Consider the following 19,012-nt stretch of genomic DNA (forward strand, 5'->3'; position numbering starts at 1 on the left):
TCCCGGGATCAGGCGGCGGCGAGGTAGCGCATGTAGCGCTGGTAGACGGCCACCCCCTGGCGCGCCGGCAGGCGGGCCGGGGCGGTGGACTCGGCGCCCGTGCCGGCCTGGGTCAGGGTGTTGGCCGTGGTCTGCACCTGGACCAGCAGGCGGGCCACCTCCTGCGAGAAGCGCGGCAGGGTGGCGGAGACGCCCCCGGTTTCCAGGGCCGGCCGCTGCTGCCGCTCCTGGCCGCCGTTGGAGCCGAAAAAGCGCTGGTCATCGACCGACTGCTGGCGCGGGCCGAGGCCGCGCGCCGGGCTGATCTGGGTGATCTCGCCAAAGGCCCCGCCCAGCCCCTCGGCGCGCACGGCCGGGCTGCTCCGCTGGGTGGCGGAGGCGACGGCGGGCTGGACCTGGGCGGCGCTCTGGGTGGACATGATCGGATACCATGATCGGCGGAGGTACCCCGGGCCATGATGGCCGATGGCGGCAACCTTCCATAAACCAATTTGTGCCTGCCGGTTGACCGAGTCAAGCCGAAGCCGCGCGCCGCGCGCCCCTTGCCAAGCCGCCCCGGGCGGGCCACCCTGGGTCCCCCCTGGTGTTCCCGCCTGTGTGTCCATCCCCGGTTTCGGAAGTCCCTGCCATGGAAGTACCTGCCATGCGTGATCGCGACAGCTACCTGATCTCCCTCGCCTGCCCGGACCGCACCGGGCTGGTCGCCGCCGTCTGCGCCACCCTGTTCGACCTGGGCGGCGACCTGGGGGACAGCAGTTTCGCGGTGCTCGCCGGGGCGGCCGAGTTCAGCGCCGTGGTCGACATGCCGGCCGAGGTCAGCCGCGAGGAGATCGCCGCCGCCCTGGCCGCCCTGCCGGAAGCCCACGACGCCCGCATCGCGGTCGACCCGGTGGCGCCCCCCAGCGAAGCGGCGCCGGAGCGCGTCATCAGCCACCGCATTCGCATGGTCGGCGACAACCGGCCCGGCCTGATCGCCCGGGTCGCCGAGTCGTTCGTGCAGTACAAGGTCAACGTGGTGCGCCTGGACGCCGAGCGTCTGCCCGGCAGCCCGAGCTACGTGATGCGCTTCGAGGTGGCCATCCCGCCGCGCAACGTCGGCTCGTGTCTCGCCACCCTGACCAACACGGCCGGCGAGTTGGGCCTGACCTGCCACTACGAAAGCGCCTGAGGTGAGCAGGCAGGGGCCGGTGATCGAGCTTGGGATGGGGCCGGACGAATTGCCCCCGGTCACCGTGCGCGCCCTCACCGAGGCCTGGGACACCGCCACCCGGGCCGGTCATGCCGGGCTTGCCGGGCCGCCCCTGGGGGTGCGCTTCCAGCCGGCCGACGGCGACCAGATCCATGTCCTGCTGGCCGACCCCGATCTGCGCTGCTGGAGCCGCGCCCTGGCCCGCGAGGTGCGGCTCGACACCCCGCGCGGCATGTCGTTGTGCCTGAGGCTGATCGGATTGATCGGCCTGTTGGCCGAAGAGGCGCGCCTGGCCGACTTCTTCCGCCCGGGCCGGGGCGGCGCGCCGTGGTTCCATCCCGCCCTGTTGCAGAGCGCCGCCCGGCTGCCCCTGGGCCGCGACGGCGGCTTCGACCGCGAGCGCTTCCTGGCCAGCCTGCCGCCCCTAAGCGGGTAAGGGCGCCACCTATTCGCCGAAGCCCCGGGAACGCCGTCTACTCGCCGAAGCCTCGGGAAAGCCGGCTACTCGCCGAAGACTCTGGGAACGCCGGCTACTCGCCGAAGACTCTGGGAACGCCGGCTACTCGCCGGCGATGGCCCGCAGGGCCTCCATGTCGCAGGCGAACAGGTTGGATCTGTTTTCCGAGATCACCCCCTGGCGGCGGAATTCGGCAATGGTGCGGCTGGCCGTCTCGGTGGTCACGCCGAGCATGGCGCCGATGTCCTCGCGGCTGAACAAGGCGCATTCGGGGGGCGCGGCGCTGTTCTCGCCAACCTCCGCCGCCTCGGCCAGCAGCAGCAGCAGGCGGGCCACCCGGGCCCGGGCGCTGCCGGTGGACAGGGCGGTCAGCCAGCGGTCGGCCCGGTTCACCGCCTCGCTCCAGCGCTGCATCAACTGATGGTGCAGGCGCGGCGTCTCGACCGACAGGCGCTCCACCACCTCGCGCGGGATCTTGCAGACCAGGGCCGGGTGCAGGACCACCGCCGTGTGGGCATAGGGCTGCGACAGGATGGCTTCCAGGCCGACCGTGTCGCCGGCCCTCAGCAGGCGGACGATGCGCTGGGTGCCGTCGGCCAGATACTGGACCAGCTTGACCAGCCCGGAGCGCACCGTGAACAGGGCCCGGCCGGGATCGCCGGCGTTGTAGATCACCCGACCGGCCGGCAGCACCTCTTCCTCGATCGGCAGGTGGATCAGGTTGAAGTCTTGTTCCATCAGGTCGGCGAACAGGGCCAGATCGCGGATGGCGCAACCACTGCAGTCCGCCTGTCCGCGCCAGGCTGCCTTGATCCTCTGGCCCTTCATTTCGGGCGGTCCTCCGAAGGTCTCCGGTTGGCGGGGCTCCGGATTCCGGCCAAAAGTCGCCCCCCGGAGCGCAATGGGCTCACACCCGGCCGCACCGTCAACCACACTGCCATCACCCACACTGCCGTGACCGCGGGTTCGCATGGCCCCTTGCCCGAGTCCGCGTTGTTGTCGCCCTGCCTGAATGGCCCCGGCGACCGTCAGGGTCGGCCGCCGGTCACAGGGCCGGGAGCCAACACATATGGGCCGTCGCGCCAGGATGCCAGGGGACACGGCCTTGCAAGGCGGTCCCTTCTCGTTGATCCCTGGCGCCGGGCACCGACCGTCGCGGCCGGCCCCGGGGACTGGTATGATAGGTCCCCCGACCGCCAAGACCAAGCGTGAATGCCCGCCTCATCCGCCCCCTGCCCGACCGCATCACCGCCCCGGCGCCCCCCGCCGGCCGTCGCCCCGGTGCGCCTGCGGGCGCGCGGCCTGACGGTCGGCCCCGGCCGCTTCGACCTCGACCTCGAGGGCGGCGAGGCGGTGGCCGTGGAAGGCCCCTCCGGAGCCGGCAAGAGCCGCCTGCTGCGCGCCCTGGCCGACCTCGACCCGGCGCCCGGCGCGGTCAGCCTGAACGACACCCCGCGCGACCGCCTGAGCGGCCCGGCCTGGCGCCGTCAGGTGGCCTACGGCGCCGCCCGGCCCGGCTGGTGGGCGGCCACGGTGGGGGCCCATTTCGAGGACCGCGAGGCCGGGGCGCGTCTGGCCGGGCGGCTCGGCGTGGGCGGCGACGACGCCACGCCGGTGATGGACTGGCCGGTCAGCCGCTTGTCCGAGGGGGAAAGCCAGCGCCTGGCCCTGGTCCGCCTGCTGTGCCGGGAGGGCGGCGAGTGGCCGGCCGTGCTGCTGCTCGACGAACCGACCGCGGCGCTCGACCCGGAAACCACCGGGCTGGTCGAGGACCTGCTGGCGGAATTGGTCGCCGACGGCGTTGCCCTGCTCTTCACCACCCACAACCCGGCCCAGGCGGCGCGGCTGGCCGACCGCCGGCTGCGGCTGGCCGAGGGCCGGCTGACCCCGGCCGATGACGAGGCGGCGGCATGACCTCGCCCGATTATCTGAGCCTCGACACCCTCGATCTGGCGCTGGCCGCCACCCTCCTGCTGCTCAACGCCGGGCTGTCGCTGGCCCTCGACCTGGGGGTGGCGCGGCGCCTGCTGTGGGCCGCCCTGCGCATGGTGGTCCAGTTGGGCCTGCTGAGCCTGGTCCTGGAGCAACTGTTCGCCCTCACCGACCCGCTGTGGACCGGCCTCGCCGCCCTGGTCATGATCCTCTTCGCCGGCCGCGAGGTGACGGCCCGCCAGAGCCGCCGCCTGAGCGGCTGGTGGGCCTATGGCCTGGGCACCGGGACCATGGCCGTGGTCGCCGGGCTGATCACCCTGTTCGCCCTGTCGACCCAGATCGGGGCCGATCCCTGGTATGCGCCGCGCTATGCCCTGCCGCTGCTCGGCATGATCCTGGGCAACACCATGACCGGGGTCAGCCTGGGATTGGACACCCTGGCCACCCGAGCCGACCGCGAGCGGGCCGCCATCGAGGCCCGGCTGGCCCTCGGCGCGCCCCGCCTCAAGGCCCTCAACCACGTCCTGCGCGAGGCCCTGCGGGCCGGCCTGATGCAGGTGGTCAACGCCATGTCGGCGATCGGGCTGGTCTCCATCCCGGGCATGATGACCGGCCAGATCCTGGCCGGCGCGCCGCCGCTGGAGGCGGTCCGCTATCAGATCCTGGTGATGTTCCTGATCGCCGGGGCCACCGGCCTGGGCACCCTGGGCGCCACCACGTTGGGGGCACTGCGGCTGACCGACAAGCGCCACCGCCTGCGGCTGGATCGCCTGCGCCCCGGCGCCCCTTAGGGCGCCGCCCAAACCAAACCAGCCCCATAGGGCGCCGCCCGAACCAAACCAGCCCCATAGGGCGCCGCCCGAACGGCCCAACAAAGAAAAACGCGCTCCCGGGAACTGGGAGCGCGTTTTCCTTGTCTGCCGCCACCGCCGAGCGGTGGCGGAGCGGCCATATGCTTTACGCCTTGGCGCCGCCCATCTTGGAGACGGCGAAGGCGCGACCGCACTGGTACCAGTTGACGGCACCACGCACGACCCACTGCCAGAACGGCTCGGCCATGTCCAGATCCGGGCTGACCTTCTCGGTCAGCTCCTCGACCTTGGCCTTGGCCTCGTCTCCCTGGGCCTCGCTGGCGGCCACGAAGGCCTTGGCGACGGCCGGACGGAACAGGCGCTTGGCCTCGGCCACGGCGGCGGCGTCGGCCTTGCCGGCCTTGGTCACCGTCTCGACCAGCTTCAGGCGGCGCTCGTAGAGGCCTTCCTTCTGCTTCAGGTGGGTGAGGTAGATGTGGGCGAGGGTAATGAAGATACCCGCACCGGCGACAAGAATTTCGAACATGCCCCGTATCCCCCTTGGTGGCAGGATTTCCCTCGGAAATGCGGACCCGGGCAGGCACGGCCGACGGCACGGACGCCCCTCCCTGACGATCCGGCGCAATGTTAGGCGTTGCACCGCAACGTGACAAGTATCCTTTGCTTTTCCGGGGGCATGCCGGACTCCGGCGGGCGGCCGGGTTTATGAACAAGCCTTAATGTACCCGCAATGTCTCGGTCAGACAGTCGACCCATATGGAGGGCGTGGATGACGAGAAAGTCCCGCCAAACCTTCGAGTGCAGCCCTTTGGTGACAAAAAGACGTGTGAAAGACTGATCGGTGGGGTGTGGTTCCCGTTCGCGGGGCCACCCCCATCCCGGGCCCGGGGTTACGGCACCCCCGGGTGCCAAAACCCCTACCCCGGGCGCCGGGTCGGAGACGGTCCCCCCCTCCATCCCCCCTCCGGCCTGGCGTTCAGTGGGTGTCGGTGCTCCCTCCGCCGTCACCCCGGCCCCGGCGCGCCACCCCTCCCGGCGCGTCGGGGCTTTTCATGCCACCGCCTCGTCACCTTTCGACTCGGCCTCGGCACGCCGGCGCCACCAGCGGGCCAGCCGCCCGGCCCCGCCACCCGGCGGCGCGGTCTCGGCCAGGAAGGCCGGGATCGACGGGAAGGCCAGGGTGATGACCAGCCCCGGCCGGTTGTCGTCCAGCTCCAGTTGCGCCCCGTGGCGCTCGGCCACCGCGGCGACCAGCGACAGCCCCAACCCGGTGCCCGGGGTGTGGCGGCTGGCCTCCAGACGCACGAAACGCTCCAGCACGCTGTCCCGGGCCTCGGGCGGGATGCCGGGACCGCCATCGGCCACCGAGAGGCGCACCGCCGAGCCCTCGGCGCGCACCGTCACCGCGATGCGGCTGCCCGAGGGCCCGTGCTTGATGGCGTTGTCCAGCATGTTGGCCAGCGCCTGACCGATCAGCGGCGGCTCGCCCATCACCCGGGGCGGCGGCGGCTCGGCCCCGTCGCCCTTGGCCGACAGGCTGTACCAGGCCAGGTCCTGACCGGCGTCCTCGGCCACCGGCTGATACATCTCGCAGACATCGTCCATCAGCCGGGTCAGATCCACCTCGACAAAGCTGGCCCGCGAACTCTCGCCCTCGATGCGGGCGATGGAAAGCAGGGCGTTGAAGGTGGACAGAATGCTGTCGGTGTCGGCGATCGCCCCTTCCAGGGTGGTCTGGTAGTCCTCGCGTCCGGCCTGATCGGAGAGCAGCGTCACCTCGAGCCGCGAGCGCAGCCGGTTGAGCGGCGAGCGCAGGTCGTGGGCGATGTTGTCGGTCACCTCGCGCATCGCCCGCACCAGCTTGTCGATGCGCCCGAGCATGGCGTTGAGGTTCTCGGAAAGCTGGTCGTACTCGTCGCCGGCCCCGGTGATCGGCACCCGCTGCGACAGGTCGCCCTTGAAGATGGTGCGCACCGTGCGGTTGATCTGGTCGATCCGGCGCACCGCGTTGCGGCTCATCAGAAGGCCGCCCAGGGCGCCCAGCATCACGGTCAGGCCGATCGCCCACAGCATCGAGGTCTCGATCACCGCCTTGAAGCTGACCACCTCGCTCATGTCGCGGCCGACCAGCAGGCGCAGGCCGCTGTCCATGGAAAAGCCGCGCGCCCGGGCCGGCACGCGCACCGTCTGGCCCTCGGCGTTGGCGGTCACGTCGAAGGTGATCCAGCCGTCGGCATCGGCCGGCTGCTCGGGCCAGGCGGCCATGTTGCCGACCAGCGGCACGCCGCGCTCGTCGACCACCATGTACAGGTGGCGCCGCCCCTGGAAGCCGTTCACCCGCTCGTTGATCGCCCCCACCATGCCAAGCGCCCCGCGCCGCTTGTAGATGTCGGCCAGGCCGGCGATCTCGGTCTCGATGGCGGTGTTGATCTGGTTGTCGAGCAGGGCCAGGGTCGAGAAATTGACGAAGGCCAGCACGCTCATGCCCAGCGCCGCGAACAGCGACACCGAGATCAGCGCCAGACGGAAGGTGGAGGTGCGGAACAGCCGCCCGATCATGGCTCATTCACCGGCCGGAATAGAGACGCCGCCGGACCACCGGCGCGCTCAGCCACCGCGCACGCAATAGCCGGCGCCGCGCACGGTCTGGATCAGCGGCGGATCGAAGTCCTTGTCCACCTTCTGGCGCAGGCGCGAGATGTGGACGTCGATGACGTTGGTCTGCGGGTCGAAGTGATAGTCCCAGACGTTTTCCAGCAGCATGGTCCGGGTCACCACCTGCCCGGCGTGGCGCAGCAGGTATTCAAGCAGGCGGAACTCGCGGGGCTGCAACTGGATCGGCGTGTCGCCGCGCTTCACCGTGCGGGCCAAAAGGTCCATCTCCAGATCGGCCACCCGCAGCCGCGACTGCGGGGCCTCCCCGGCGCGCCGGCGCAACAGCGCCTCCAATCGGGCCTGAAGCTCGGAAAAGGCATAGGGCTTGGCCAGATAGTCGTCGCCGCCGGCCTTCAGGCCCTTCACCCGGTCGTCCACCTCGCCGAGCGCCGAGAGGAACAGAACCGGCGTCTGCTTGCCCATCTTGCGCAGCGTCTCGACCACGGTCAGGCCGTCCATCTTGGGCAGCATGCGGTCCACGATGGCGGCGTCGTAGTCCTCGTTCGAGGCCAAATAAAGCCCGTCCATGCCGTTGTCGGCATGGTCCACGGTGAAGCCGCTTTCCCGTAAGCCCTTGGCCAGGTAGTCGGCGGCTTCGATGTCGTCCTCGATCAAGAGAATGCGCATGATGGCGGATCATAAGCCCGAGCCCACGACAGGGCGAAATTACCAAAAGTTAATTCCACGGCAACGGCCGGGTCAGGCCCAGTCTGGCAATCTCACAATCACAGCATGGCCGATGAAACGGCAGGCCTGAACAGGCGGGTTCCCTGGAAAGGCCGATTGTCCCCAAGCGGGGCGACGGCATGGAATGGTCCTCCCTCCTTCCCTGGTCCTTCTCGTTGCATCCCCCCTCCTGAGGTCCCTTTCCCCGTCCGGGTCAACGGTTCTCTCAAGCCGGCGATCAGGACAGGGCCTCGACAAGAAAGAGCCTTCCCTCTCGGGCTCTGGAACGGCAAGACGGTGGCGGCGCCCTCCCCTCGGGCGCCGCCACCTTCTTTTTGGGACTGTGTGTGGTGCGGACGCAAGCGCACCCTTCAACCGCCGCCACCGATTCTATCGTTTGGAAACTGGGGCGGCGCCCTCCCCTCGGGCGCCGCCACCTTCTTTTTGGGGCGACGCTTGGCGGAGGCGCAAGCGTACGGGCACCAAGTTGGGGGCTTTGCCCCCAAACCCCCACCGGGGAAGCAGGGCTTCCCCGGCCCCCTCCAGTCGTTGGGGGACAATCGTTGCCTCTGAGTGGAACGCGCCATGGTTTTTGGGTGCAGGCCAGCGAAGCTGGCCTGCGAAAACAACCGGGGAAGGGGCACGCGGCCGGAGCTCGCCCCCCCAATGGTGCAGGCCAAGGCCTGCGTGCGGAAATCCGTCGGCTCGCTCGGCGATCCATCAATGAATGGAGGGGGTCCGGGGGACCACCTTGGTCCCCCGGTGGGGTTTCAAAGGGGCAAAGCCCCTTTCATACCAACCGGCGATGAGTTCCTCATCATCGCCTTCGGGTATCAGTCCTTCTTCGGCTCCGGCGGCAGGTCGAGCTTGATGTGAAGCTCCTTGAGCTGGCGCGCCGACACCCCGTTGGGGGCCTGCATCAGAAGGTCCTGGGCCTGGCCGTTCATGGGGAACAGGATCACCTCGCGGATGTTCGGCTCGTCGGCCAGCAGCATCACCATGCGGTCCACCCCCGGCGCCGCGCCACCGTGCGGCGGCGCCCCGAACTTGAAGGCGTTGAGCATGCCGCCGAAATGCTCTTCCACATGCTCCTTGCTGTACCCGGCGATCTCGAAGGCCTTGTACATGATGTCCGGGCGATGGTTCCGGATGGCGCCCGAGGACAGCTCCACGCCGTTGCACACGATGTCGTACTGGAAGGCCTTGATGGTCAGCGGGTCCTGGGTTTCCAGCGCCTCCAGCCCGCCCTGGGGCATGGAGAAGGGGTTGTGGCTGAACTCGATCTGCCCGCTGTCCTCGTTCAGCTCGAACATCGGGAAGTCGACCGTCCAGCAGAACTTGAAGGCGCCGGTTTCCAGCATATCAAGCTCGTCGCAGACCTTGGTGCGCACCAGACCGGCGAACTTGGCGGCCTTCAGGGGGGCGTCGCAGGCGAAGAACACCGCGTCGCCGTCCTTCAGGCCGGCCATCTCCTTGATCCGGGCCACCCGGTCGGCTTCCAGGTTCTTGGCGATCGGCCCCTTGGTCTCGCCGCCCTCGCCATAGACGATGTAGCCGAGGCCACCGGCCCCGTTCTCGCGCGCCCAGTCGTTCAGCTTGTCGAACCAGCCGCGCGGGCGCCCGGCCGCGCCCGGCGCCGGGATGGCGCGCACCGCCGCCCCCTTGCCGTCGATCAGCTTGGCGAACAGCCCGAAGCCGCCACCGGCGAAGGCTTCCGTCACGTCGGTGATGATCAGCGGGTTGCGCAGGTCCGGCTTGTCCGAGCCGTACTTCAGCATCGCCTCGTCATAAGGAATGCGCGGGAAGGGCGCCGGGGTCACCGCGCGGCCGTTGGCGAACTCCTGGAACACCCCTTCCAGCACCGGCTCGATGGCCGCGAACACGTCGTCCTGGGTGACGAAGCTCATCTCGAAATCAAGCTGATAGAACTCGCCCGGCGAGCGGTCGGCCCGGCTGTCCTCGTCGCGGAAACAGGGCGCGATCTGGAAATAGCGGTCGAAGCCGGCCACCATCAGCAACTGCTTGAACTGCTGCGGGGCCTGGGGCAGGGCGTAGAACTGCCCCGGATGCAGGCGCGACGGGACCAGGAAGTCGCGCGCCCCCTCGGGGCTGGAGGCGGTGAGGATCGGCGTCTGGTATTCCAGGAACCCCTGCTCGGTCATCCGCCGGCGCAGCGAGGTGATGATCCGGCTGCGCAGCACCATGTTGGCGTGGACCTCCTCGCGCCTGAGGTCCAGGTAGCGGTAGCGCAGCCGAAGGTCCTCCGGGAACTCCTGGTCGCCGGCCACCTGAAGGGGCAGCACCTCGGCCGTGGACTGCACCTCCACCGCCTCGGCCACCACCTCGATCTCGCCGGTCGGAAGGCGCGGGTTGACCGTCTCCGGACTGCGCTTGACCACCCGCCCGGTGACCGTCAGCACGCTTTCCGTCCGCGCCCCTTCCAGGGCGGCGAAGACCGGGCTGGAGACATCGCACACCACCTGGGTCAGGCCGTAGTGGTCGCGCAGGTCGACAAACAGCAGATTGCCGTGGTCGCGCTTCCTGTGAACCCAGCCGGACAGGCGGACGGTGGCCTTTTCGTCGGCGGCCGTCAGGGCGCCGCAGGTGTGGGTGCGGTAGGCGTGCATGGGCGCGAGTACCTTGGGCAGAAGGAAAAGGGGGCGCGGGACCAGGGTCCGGCGGCGCGGGCTTCTTATCCGGCACCCCCGGGCGGCTTGTCAACCAAGGCGCCCGACGGTGCCTTGCGCGGTGCCTTGGGCCGTGCCTTGCGCGGTACCTTGCGCGCGCCCCCGCGGGGGCGCTTGCCGCCGGCCCACGGGCGGTGTATCAAAACCCCCATGCCGCTGATTTCAGACACCGACTCCCTGGCCGAATTCTGCGACCGTCTGGCCCAGGCCGAGATGGTGACGGTCGACACCGAATTCCTGCGCGACAGCACCTACTGGCCCCGGCTGTGCCTGGTCCAGATGGCCGGCCCCGACGAGGCCCGCTGCATCGACGCCCTGGCCGAGGGCATCGACCTCGCCCCGCTGTTCGACCTGATGAAGAACGAGGCGGTGCTGAAGGTTTTCCACGCCGCCCGCCAGGACCTGGAAATCTTCTTCAACCTGATGGGCGAGTTCCCCAGGCCGCTGTTCGACACCCAGCTGGCCGCCATGGTCTGCGGCTTCGGCGATCAGGTGGGCTACGAGACCCTGGTCAAGCGCCTGATGAAGGTGCAGATCGACAAGTCCTCGCGCTTCACCGACTGGTCGCACCGCCCGCTCACCGACCGCCAGATCACCTATGCCCTGGGCGACGTCACCCACCTGCGCGGCATCCACCGCAAGCTGGCCAACCGCCTGGAGAAGACCGGCCGCGCCCACTGGGTGAAGGCCGAGCTGGACAGCCTGACCAACCCCGAGGCCTACCTGAACCGCCCGGAAGACGCCTGGAAGCGCCTGAAGGCCAAAAGCCGCGCCCCGCGCTTTCTGGCCGTGCTGCGCGAACTGGCCGCCTGGCGCGAGCGCGAGGCCCAGAGTCGCGACATGCCCCGCCAGCGTCTGGTCAAGGACGACGCGCTGCTGGAAGTCGCCGCCCAGACCCCGCGGACGGTCGAGGACCTGGCCCGCGTGCGCGCCCTGCCGGCCGGGGTCGCCAAGGGCCGCTTCGGGCCGCTGATGATCGAGGCGGTGGCCCGTGGTCTGGCCGTGCCCGAGGAAGACTGCCCCGAGCCGCCGCCCCGGCGCGATCTGCCGCCGGGCCTGGGGCCCATGGTCGACCTCCTCAAAGTGCTGCTGAAGATGCGCTGCGAGGAAAACCAGGTGGCGCACCGCCTGATCGCCAACACCGAGGATCTGGAAGCCATCGCCGCCGACGACAACGCCGACGTCCCCGCCCTCACCGGCTGGCGGCGCGAGGTCTTCGGCCACGACGCGCTGGACCTCAAGCACGGCCGGCTGGCCCTGGCGGTCAGCCCGGACGGCAAACACATCGAAGCCGTCGAGCTCGACGATCCCCACTGACCCCCGAGGGGAGCGCCGTCCCCTCCCCTGACCCTCTTCCCCTGGCCCCCTTCCCTGGCCACACTCCCCTGGGCCCGGCCGCCTGCCGGTCAGGCTTCGGCGTGGCCGGCGTGGTGGGCCAGACCCTTGCCGTGCAGGACATGCCTGGGCACGGTCAGGCCGAAGTCGTCGAGGATGCAGTAGGCGGCGGGGATCAGCAGCAGCGACAGGATGGTGGCCGAGGTCAGCCCGAAGGCGAGGCTGGTCGCCAGCGGGATCAGCACCTGGGCCTGCAGGCTGGTTTCCAGCAACAGCGGGGTGAGGCCGGCGACGGTGGTCACCGAGGTTAGGAAGATGGCCCGGAAACGCTGGCGCGAGGCGCGCACCGCCGCCTCCTCGGCGGACAGGCCGTCGCGCCGCCCCTGCTTGATGAACTCGACCAGCAGGATGGTGTCGTTGACCACCACCCCGGCCAGCGAGCCCATCCCCATCATCGAGGGCATGGACAACTCCAGCCCCTGGAAGAAGTGGCCCCAGATCACCCCGATCAGCCCCATGGGGATGGCCAGCATGATGGTGAAGGGCTCGATGTAGCTCTTGAACTGGAAGGACAGCAGCAGGAACACCCCGACCAGACCGATCAGGAAGTTGCGCTGCATGGAGCCCATGGTCTCCTCGCTTTCGGCGCGTTGGCCTTCCATTTCCAGCTTCACCCGGGGAAAGCGCTCCTCAAGCTCGGGCAGGAAGCGGACCCGGGTGTCGGCCAGCACCTCGTTGGCGTTGGCGATCTCGGTATCCATCAGGCCCTGGATGGTCACCGTGCGCCGCCCGTCGACCCGGCTGATCAGGGCGAAACCGCGATCCTGGGTGACCGTGGCCACGGCGCTCAAAGGAACCAGGGCGCCGCTCGGCGCCTTGATGTGGAAGCGGTCCAGGTCCTCCAGACCGTCGCGGTCGGCCTCGGCCAGGCGGACGTCGATCTCATAGGATTCGGGGCCGATCTGGATCTCGTCGACGGTCACCCCCTGGAAGGCGGCGCCGATCTGGGCGGCGATCATCTCCCCGGTGATGCCCAGCGCGCCGGCCCCGTCGCGCAGGCTCAGGCGCAGCTCGGGCTTGCCGGGGCGCAGATCGTCGCTCAGGTCGTGGACGCCGCGGTAGTGGCCCAGCCAGTCCATCAGGGCGTGCGAGGCGCCTTTCAACTCCTCCAGGTCGGGGCCGGAGAGGCGGATGTCGATGGGCCGCCCGGCCGGACCCATTTCCCGTTCGGTGAAGATCAGGCTGATGGCGTCGGGCACCGGGCCGACCTTGTCGCGCCAGCGGGTGGTGATCTCGTCGGTGCTGCCCTGACGGATCTCGGCGCTCAACAGATCGACGTTGACGGTGGCCAGATGGGGCCCGCTTTCCGCCACGTCGGCGTGCTGGCCGTAGGTGACGCCGACGTTCTCGACCAGCCGCCGGCCCTCGGGCTGGCGGTCGGCCATCTCGGCGGCGACCTCGTCCAGCGCCTGGACGATATGCTGGGCCAGGGCCTCGGTGCGGGCCAGGGGAGTGCCCTCGGGCAAAAGGATGCGGGCCTGGACGGTGTCGCCCTCGAGGTCCGGGAAGGCGCGGAACTTGACCACCCCGGCCGGGATCATGCCGATCGACAGGATCAAGGCGGCGAGCAGCAGGCCGACGGTGAGATAGCGCCAGCGCACCGCCCAGGCCACCGCCGGCTCGACCACCCCGTGGCGCACCGTCTCGAAGCCCCGGTCGACGGCGGTAAGCAGGGGCGAGCGGCGCTCCGGCGATTTCTGCAACGAATGGACCAGATGATGGGGCAGGATCAGGAAGGCCTCGATCAGGCTGACCGCCAGCACCATGATCAGGATGGCCGGCATCACCCCAAGGATGGCCCCCATGCGCCCGGAGAGGAAGATCAGCGAGCCGAAGACGCAGACCGTGGTCAGGAACGAGGCGATCACCCCGGGCGCCACCTGCCGGGTGCCGCTGACCGCCGCCTCGAAGGGCGAATGCCCGTCCCGGAGCTTGGCGGCGATGTTCTCCGAGATGACGATGGCGTCGTCCATCAACAGGCCGACGCCGATCAGGAGGCCAACCATCGAGATCATGTCGATGGAGTAGCCCAACAGGTTCATCACGAAAAAGGCGCCCATGAAGCTGACCGGCAGCCCGGCCGCCACCCAGAAGCTGAAGCGCAGCCCGAAAAACAGCCACATGATGGCAAAGACCAGGAGCAGACCGGTCAACCCGTTGCGGCTGAGCATGGTCAGCCGGTCGTCGACGATCGAGGTGATGTCCTGGGTGACGGTCAACTCCACCCCGGCCGGCGAGGTGGCCTGCACGGTGTCGACGACGCGGTTCACGGCGCCGATGGCCTCCAGCGAATCCTGGTCCTTGTTCTTGACCACGCGCAGGAAGGCGGCCCGCCGGCCGTTGAAGGTGATCTGGTTGTCGGCGTTCTCGAAGCGGTCCTCGATGGTGGCGATGTCGCCCAGGCGCACCTCGCCGCCGCTGTCGCCGGAGAACACCACCAGATCGGCGAAGCCCTCCACGGCGCGGCGCTCGTCCTCGAAGCGGATCAGAAGGTTGCCCTCGGCGCTTTCCAGGGTGCCGCCGGGGCGGTCCAGGCTCTGCTCGCCGATGGCCTGGGCCAGATCCTGCACCGACAGGCCATAGCGGTTGAGGGTGGCGCGCGGCACCTCGATGCGGATCTGGCGGTCGGCGAAACCCTCGACGGAGACCTGGGCGATGGCCGGTTCGGCCAACAGCTCGTCCTTCACCTCCTCGGCCAGGGCCTTCAGGTGGGTCACCGGCATCGGCCCGGTGAGGGCGATGGAGGTCACGTAGTCGGTCTGCCCCAACTCCTTGACCACCGGCCGCTCGACGTCGTCGGGGAAGGTGTCGATGCCCTCCACGGCGCTTTTCACGTCGTCCAGGAAGGGGGCCATGGCCATCCCCTCCTCCTTTTCGGCGATCAGGGTGGCCGCCCCCTCGCGGGCCGAGCAGCGGGTTTCGGCAAGGCCCAGGATGCCGTCCAGCGACTCTTCCACCCGCTGGCAGATGGCGTCCTCCACCTCCAGCGCGGTGGCCCCGGGGTAGATCACACTGATCTGCACCTCGTCGCTGGGGATGTCGGGGAAGGTCTCGCGCTTGAGCTCGGGCAGGGCGGCCAGCCCGAGCACCAGCAAGGCGATGAGCAGCAGGTTGGCGGCGGTCGGGTGGTCGGCGAAATAGCGGATCATCGCGAGGTGGTCCCGCCGGCGGCCGGAGCCCACGCCTTGGGATCGACCGCCTTGCCGCCGGCCTCGGCCTTGAGCGCCGCCAGGGCCTCGGGGTCGGCCTCGCCGATCAGCAGCATGCCGGCCACCGCCGGCACCAGATCGGTGACGATCAGGGTCTCGCCGCCTTCCAGCCCCTCATCGAGAACGGCCAGCCCGCCTTGCTGGAAGGCCACCGAGACCGGCCGCTTCTCCAGCCGGTCGTCCCGGTCGATCAGGTAGACATGCCCCTCGTGCAGGGCGGCGCGGGGCACCGCCACCCGGTCCGGGCGCGGCCGGCCGGCCAGCTCGACCTCGACGAACATGCCCTTGGTCAGCGGCGGGCGGACCCCGGGGATGGCGCTGCGGTAGGGGTCGTCGACGGCGACGATGACCCCGATGGTGCGGGTCTGTGGGTCGACGGTGTCGGCGATGCGGGCCAGCCGGGCGCGCCACGCCAGATCGTGCTGGCCCAGCCTCAGGTGCACGGTGGGCGACACCCCCAGCAACTCGGGCAGGGCGGCGCCCAGTTGGCCCACCTCGGGCAGCGGGCGGCGGTCCGGGGCGATCAGGGTGAACATGCGGTCCAGCGGCACCTGGGCTTCCACCTCGGCCACCTCGAGGCCGTCGCCGATGGCCAGCAGTTCGCCCTTCTGGGCGTACTGCGAGGTCTCCACGTTGACCTCGGCGAGGCGGATGTCGAACGGCGCGCGGATGGTGGTGCGAGCCAGATCGAGCGCCGCGTTGTCGCGCTGGGCCTGCAGCAGGCGGCGCTGGGCGGGGATCAGGGTCAGCTCGTTCTTCAGCGACTGCACCGCCTGCTGGCTGGCCAACTGGGCCTGCTCGGCGGCATCGACGCTTTGCCGGCTGGCACTGCCGCGCGACAGCAGCTCCTTCTTGCGCTGAAGGTCGGCGGCGGCCAGCTCGGCGTTGCGCCGCTCGATGGCCAGCGAGGCGCGGGTGTTGGACTCGCGGTCGGCCAACTCGGCCAACTGGGCGTCGAACTGGCTCACCGCCAGCTCGTACTCGGTGGCGTCCAGGCGCACCAACTCGGCCCCGGCGGGCAGGATGGCGCCGCGCTTGAGGTCGGGATGCACCTCGACCACGCGGCCCGAAACCTCGGCCACCGCATCCCAGGCCCGCCCCGGCTTGACCGGCCCGAAGCCGACCGCCCGGGGAATCACGGTCAGGCGCGGCACCTCAATGGTGCGCACGTGGCGCGCCTCCTCGCCCAGTTCGTTGCGCTGGGGGGGCTCGCGGCCCTGGATCAGCAGGGCCAGCAGGGCCACCGCGCCGAGCAGCGGCGGCAGGATCAGAAGCTTCTTCCAGTGGGCGCGCCACAGGGAACCAACGGCGGACATCGGGCAACTCTCCGCGCCAGCAACGGGAATCGGGGATGGGCAGAGTAGCCGACCACCCGGCCGGCTCCAATGACTGATCTCCTGGCTCGGGAAAACTCCTGGCTCGGGAAAAGGCGCCCCTCAGGGCCGGCACAGCACCGCCGCCCGGGCCTCGTCGAAGCCCCTGGCCCGGGCCATGTCCAGGCACTCGCCCAGACTCCACGGGCGGAACACCTGCCAGTCGGTCAGGAATGCCTGGGCGTAGTCGTGCGCCGTGGCCAGGCTGAACAGGGCGCCGAGGGCGATCAGCAGCCCACCCAGTCGGCCGACCCGCGCCGCCCGCCGGGCCGGCAGGGCGGCCAGCCAGGGCCCCAGGCGGACCAGCCCGCAGGCCGCCAGCAGGCCCAGCGGACCGACCATGTCCACCTTGTAGCGCAGGGTGACGGTGGGATAGCAGAGCATCAGCAGGGTCCCCGCCAGCAGCCCACCGAGGCCGATCAGGATCACCGGGTGGCGTGTCATCGCGGCCCCCAGGCCAACCCCGGCCAGCAGCAGCCACAGCGGCCACAGATAGGCCATGCCGGTCCACGGGCCATCCAGCCGGATCTCGCCCACCCCGCCCTTGAGGCCCTCGAAAATGGCGCCGATGGCCTCGGACACCGGGGCCAGCGGCCCGCCCAGCCGGAGGTCGAACAGGTGGATGAACAGGTTGGCCGGCAGCCGCCAGGGACTGAACCGGCCCTCCGCCTCGAAGGCCTGGGCGCGCGGCCCGGCGGGGTCCTCGCCGCCCCAGAAATAGGTCCCGTACTGAAGCCCGGAGGGCGCGAAACTGCCGTGCATCAGCCAGGGATCGCCGAAGCGGGCCAGGTTGAGCCAAAGCAGCAGCGCCCCCGCCCCGGCCAGCACCAGCAGGGTCAGGGCGGCCACCGCCAGTCCGGCCCGGCGGCGGCGCCACAGGTCCAGCCCGACCAGGGCGACCACGGCGGCGAACAGCCCCGGCGCCAGATGCGGCCGGGCGTGCAGCACCAGCCCGGCACCCAGGGCCAGCAGCGGCAGGGCCGCGCCCAGGGACAGCCGCCCCCGGGCCACCGCCACCAGCAGCCAGGCGATCCCGGCGACGGCGGCATATGCGACGGCCAGCGGCTCGTGGAACAGGGCGTGGTTGGCGGCCACCAGCAGCCCCGGCCCGGCCAGCCAGACCAGCACCGCCAGCCCCAGGCGGGCCCAACCGCGGCGGCGACGCGACGTCGCCATGCCCTGGCCCAGAACGCCGTCCAGGGTGAGGTGCCACAGCGCCGTGCCGAGCCCCGCCCACAGCCACACCGAGACCCCGGCCAGCGAGACCCGCGACAGGTCGACCGCCCAGCCGGCGGCCAGACGGGTCAGCAGTGGGGCCAGCCCATGGTACAGGTAGCCGGTGCCGTCCGGGGTGTAGTGGCCCTCCAGGCGCAGCACGCGGGGCGGCAGGTCGAAGCGCCCCTCGCCGACCAGGGCCAGATACAGGCGGTCATAGATGTCGGTGCCGAACAGCGGCGCCTGGGGAGCGAACAGCACCCCGCCGGCCAGCAGGGCGAACAGCCCGGCGCCGAGCAGCGCCGGCAGCAGCGCCGGAGCCAGCGCCACCAGGGCGGCCCGGGATGGCGCCGTGATCGGCCTCACCCGGCGGCGTCCGGATCATCGCCGGCACGGGCTGCCAGTTCCAGGCGGCGCACCCGTTCAAGGGTCTTTTCCAAAAGCCGGCGGTTGGTCGCCACGGCGTCGCCGAGGAAGGCGATGACCAGGGTCATGAAGCCCAGGGCAAAACACAGGCTGCCCAGGACCAGCGACTGGATGTGCCCGTCGCCGTCACCGGAGACATAGAAGTAGAGAAAGCGCAGGATGGGCAGCGTGCCCAGCAGCACCATGCCCAGCCCCAGGGCGACGAAGGCCGACAGCGCGCGGTACATGAACACGCTGCGCACGATGGTGATGAGCTGCTTCCACAAAAACCCCCACATCGAGCGCGACAGCCGCGAGGGCCGCGTCGCCGGGTTGGTCGCCACCGGCACCGAGACGATGCGCAAGCCCCCCTGCCCGGCATGGATCAGGGTTTCGGTGGTGTAGCTGAAGGCGGTCATCACGTTCAGCTTGAGGGCGGCGTCGCGGCTGTAGGCGCGAAAGCCCGAGACGGCATCGCCCACCGCCACCCCGGCCAGCCGCCCGACCACCCGGCTGCCCAGCCATTGCAGGCGGCGCTTGAGAAACGGGAACTCGGGGTTGCGGTCGGGCCGCCGGTCGCCGATCACCACCTCGGCCCGCCCCTCGACCACCGGGCGCACCAGATCGGGGATCGAGGCCCCGGCATACTGGTTGTCGCCGTCGGTGTTGACGATGATGTCGGCGCCCAGGGCCAGGGCGTGGTCGATGCCGGCCTGGAAGGTGCGGGCCAGCCCCTGGTTGACCCGGTTGCCGAGGATGTGGTCGACCCCCAGCCGGCGCGCCACCTCGACCGTGCGGTCGGTCGAGCCGTCGTCGATGACCAGCACCCGGATGTCGTCGATGCCGGGGATGTGGCGCGGCAGGTCGGCGACCACCGCCGGCAGGGTGGCTTCCTCGTTGAAGCACGGAATCTGGATGACCAGCCGCACGGCATCCCCTCCCATGGCGCGTTGTCCCGGGCGCAGCATACCCCGAGGCGAGCCGCCGATCATCCCCGCAGGCGCCACCGGGTGACCG

The 19,012-nt window shown here is 70.3% G+C and carries 15 protein-coding genes; 5 read left to right on the forward strand and 10 right to left on the reverse strand.

The genetic code is table 11. The features are described from left to right. Positions 1–8: 8 nt before the first annotated feature. On the reverse strand, positions 9–419 hold the full coding sequence (locus BLR95_RS11510; RefSeq protein ID WP_092620073.1) for a hypothetical protein: 411 nt from the start codon (positions 417–419) through the stop codon (positions 9–11). A gap of 224 nt (positions 420–643) precedes the next feature. Between BLR95_RS11510 and BLR95_RS11515 the strand changes: the two genes are divergently transcribed. Together BLR95_RS11515 and BLR95_RS11520 are read left to right on the forward strand one after the other, a co-directional pair. Continuing rightward, entirely contained in the window at positions 644–1,168 is a 525-nt protein-coding gene (locus tag BLR95_RS11515; protein ID WP_092620076.1) for a glycine cleavage system transcriptional repressor, read from the forward strand. Position 1,169: 1 nt separating this feature from the next. Then, positions 1,170–1,625 carry a hypothetical protein gene (locus BLR95_RS11520; RefSeq protein ID WP_143130988.1) on the forward strand — a complete coding sequence of 152 codons (456 nt, stop codon included), beginning with the start codon at positions 1,170–1,172 and terminating at the stop codon, positions 1,623–1,625. A 123-nt stretch (positions 1,626–1,748) separates the two neighbouring features. On the opposite strand, the gene BLR95_RS11525 is transcribed toward BLR95_RS11520, so the two are convergent. Further along, complete coding sequence (locus tag BLR95_RS11525; protein ID WP_092620082.1) at positions 1,749–2,474, reverse strand: Crp/Fnr family transcriptional regulator; 726 nt, start codon at positions 2,472–2,474, stop codon at positions 1,749–1,751. A 384-nt stretch (positions 2,475–2,858) separates the two neighbouring features. Here BLR95_RS11525 and BLR95_RS11530 point away from each other — a divergent pair, with 384 nt between their 5' ends. Further along, entirely contained in the window at positions 2,859–3,560 is a 702-nt protein-coding gene (locus tag BLR95_RS11530; RefSeq protein ID WP_092620085.1) for an ABC transporter ATP-binding protein, read from the forward strand. After that, a complete protein-coding gene (locus BLR95_RS11535; RefSeq protein WP_092620087.1) occupies positions 3,557–4,369 on the forward strand; it encodes an ABC transporter permease in 813 nt (270 codons plus the stop codon). The genes BLR95_RS11530 and BLR95_RS11535 overlap by 4 nt, the downstream gene beginning before the upstream one ends. Positions 4,370–4,535: 166 nt before the next feature. Here BLR95_RS11535 and BLR95_RS11540 read toward each other — a convergent pair whose 3' ends face one another. From BLR95_RS11540 to aspS, 4 genes are all read right to left on the reverse strand, one after another. Beyond that, a complete protein-coding gene (locus BLR95_RS11540; RefSeq protein WP_092620090.1) occupies positions 4,536–4,916 on the reverse strand; it encodes a hypothetical protein in 381 nt (126 codons plus the stop codon). Positions 4,917–5,440: 524 nt separating this feature from the next. Then, positions 5,441–6,949: a sensor histidine kinase gene (locus BLR95_RS11545; protein WP_092620093.1), complete on the reverse strand. Its 1,509-nt coding sequence runs from the start codon at positions 6,947–6,949 to the stop codon at positions 5,441–5,443. A 48-nt stretch (positions 6,950–6,997) separates the two neighbouring features. Then, positions 6,998–7,672 carry a response regulator transcription factor gene (locus BLR95_RS11550; protein WP_092620096.1) on the reverse strand — a complete coding sequence of 225 codons (675 nt, stop codon included), beginning with the start codon at positions 7,670–7,672 and terminating at the stop codon, positions 6,998–7,000. A gap of 872 nt (positions 7,673–8,544) precedes the next feature. Next, positions 8,545–10,338: an aspartate--tRNA ligase gene (aspS, locus tag BLR95_RS11555; RefSeq protein WP_092620100.1), complete on the reverse strand. Its 1,794-nt coding sequence runs from the start codon at positions 10,336–10,338 to the stop codon at positions 8,545–8,547. 210 nt (positions 10,339–10,548) lie between these two features. Between aspS and rnd the strand changes: the two genes are divergently transcribed. Next, positions 10,549–11,715, forward strand: a complete 1,167-nt coding sequence (gene rnd, locus BLR95_RS11560; protein WP_092620103.1) for a ribonuclease D — start codon at positions 10,549–10,551, stop codon at positions 11,713–11,715. An 89-nt stretch (positions 11,716–11,804) separates the two neighbouring features. On the opposite strand, the gene BLR95_RS11565 is transcribed toward rnd, so the two are convergent. The 4 genes from BLR95_RS11565 to BLR95_RS11580 all read right to left on the reverse strand — a co-directional run bounded on the left by BLR95_RS11565 (position 11,805) and on the right by BLR95_RS11580 (position 18,939). Then, positions 11,805–14,942 (reverse strand): efflux RND transporter permease subunit, encoded by a 3,138-nt coding sequence (locus BLR95_RS11565; protein ID WP_092620321.1) that lies wholly within the window; start codon positions 14,940–14,942, stop codon positions 11,805–11,807. Continuing rightward, positions 14,939–16,318, reverse strand: a complete 1,380-nt coding sequence (locus BLR95_RS11570; RefSeq protein WP_092620106.1) for an efflux RND transporter periplasmic adaptor subunit — start codon at positions 16,316–16,318, stop codon at positions 14,939–14,941. Before BLR95_RS11570 ends, BLR95_RS11565 begins: the two co-directional genes overlap by 4 nt. A gap of 120 nt (positions 16,319–16,438) precedes the next feature. Beyond that, positions 16,439–17,956, reverse strand: coding sequence for a hypothetical protein (locus BLR95_RS11575; protein ID WP_092620109.1), 1,518 nt, complete (start codon positions 17,954–17,956; stop codon positions 16,439–16,441). Then, on the reverse strand, positions 17,953–18,939 hold the full coding sequence (locus tag BLR95_RS11580) for a glycosyltransferase family 2 protein (RefSeq protein WP_218119543.1): 987 nt from the start codon (positions 18,937–18,939) through the stop codon (positions 17,953–17,955). Before BLR95_RS11580 ends, BLR95_RS11575 begins: the two co-directional genes overlap by 4 nt. Between the last annotated feature and the right edge of the window lie 73 nt (positions 18,940–19,012).

Source organism: Roseospirillum parvum, assembly GCF_900100455.1.
Classification (GTDB): Bacteria; Pseudomonadota; Alphaproteobacteria; order Rhodospirillales; family Rhodospirillaceae; genus Roseospirillum; species Roseospirillum parvum.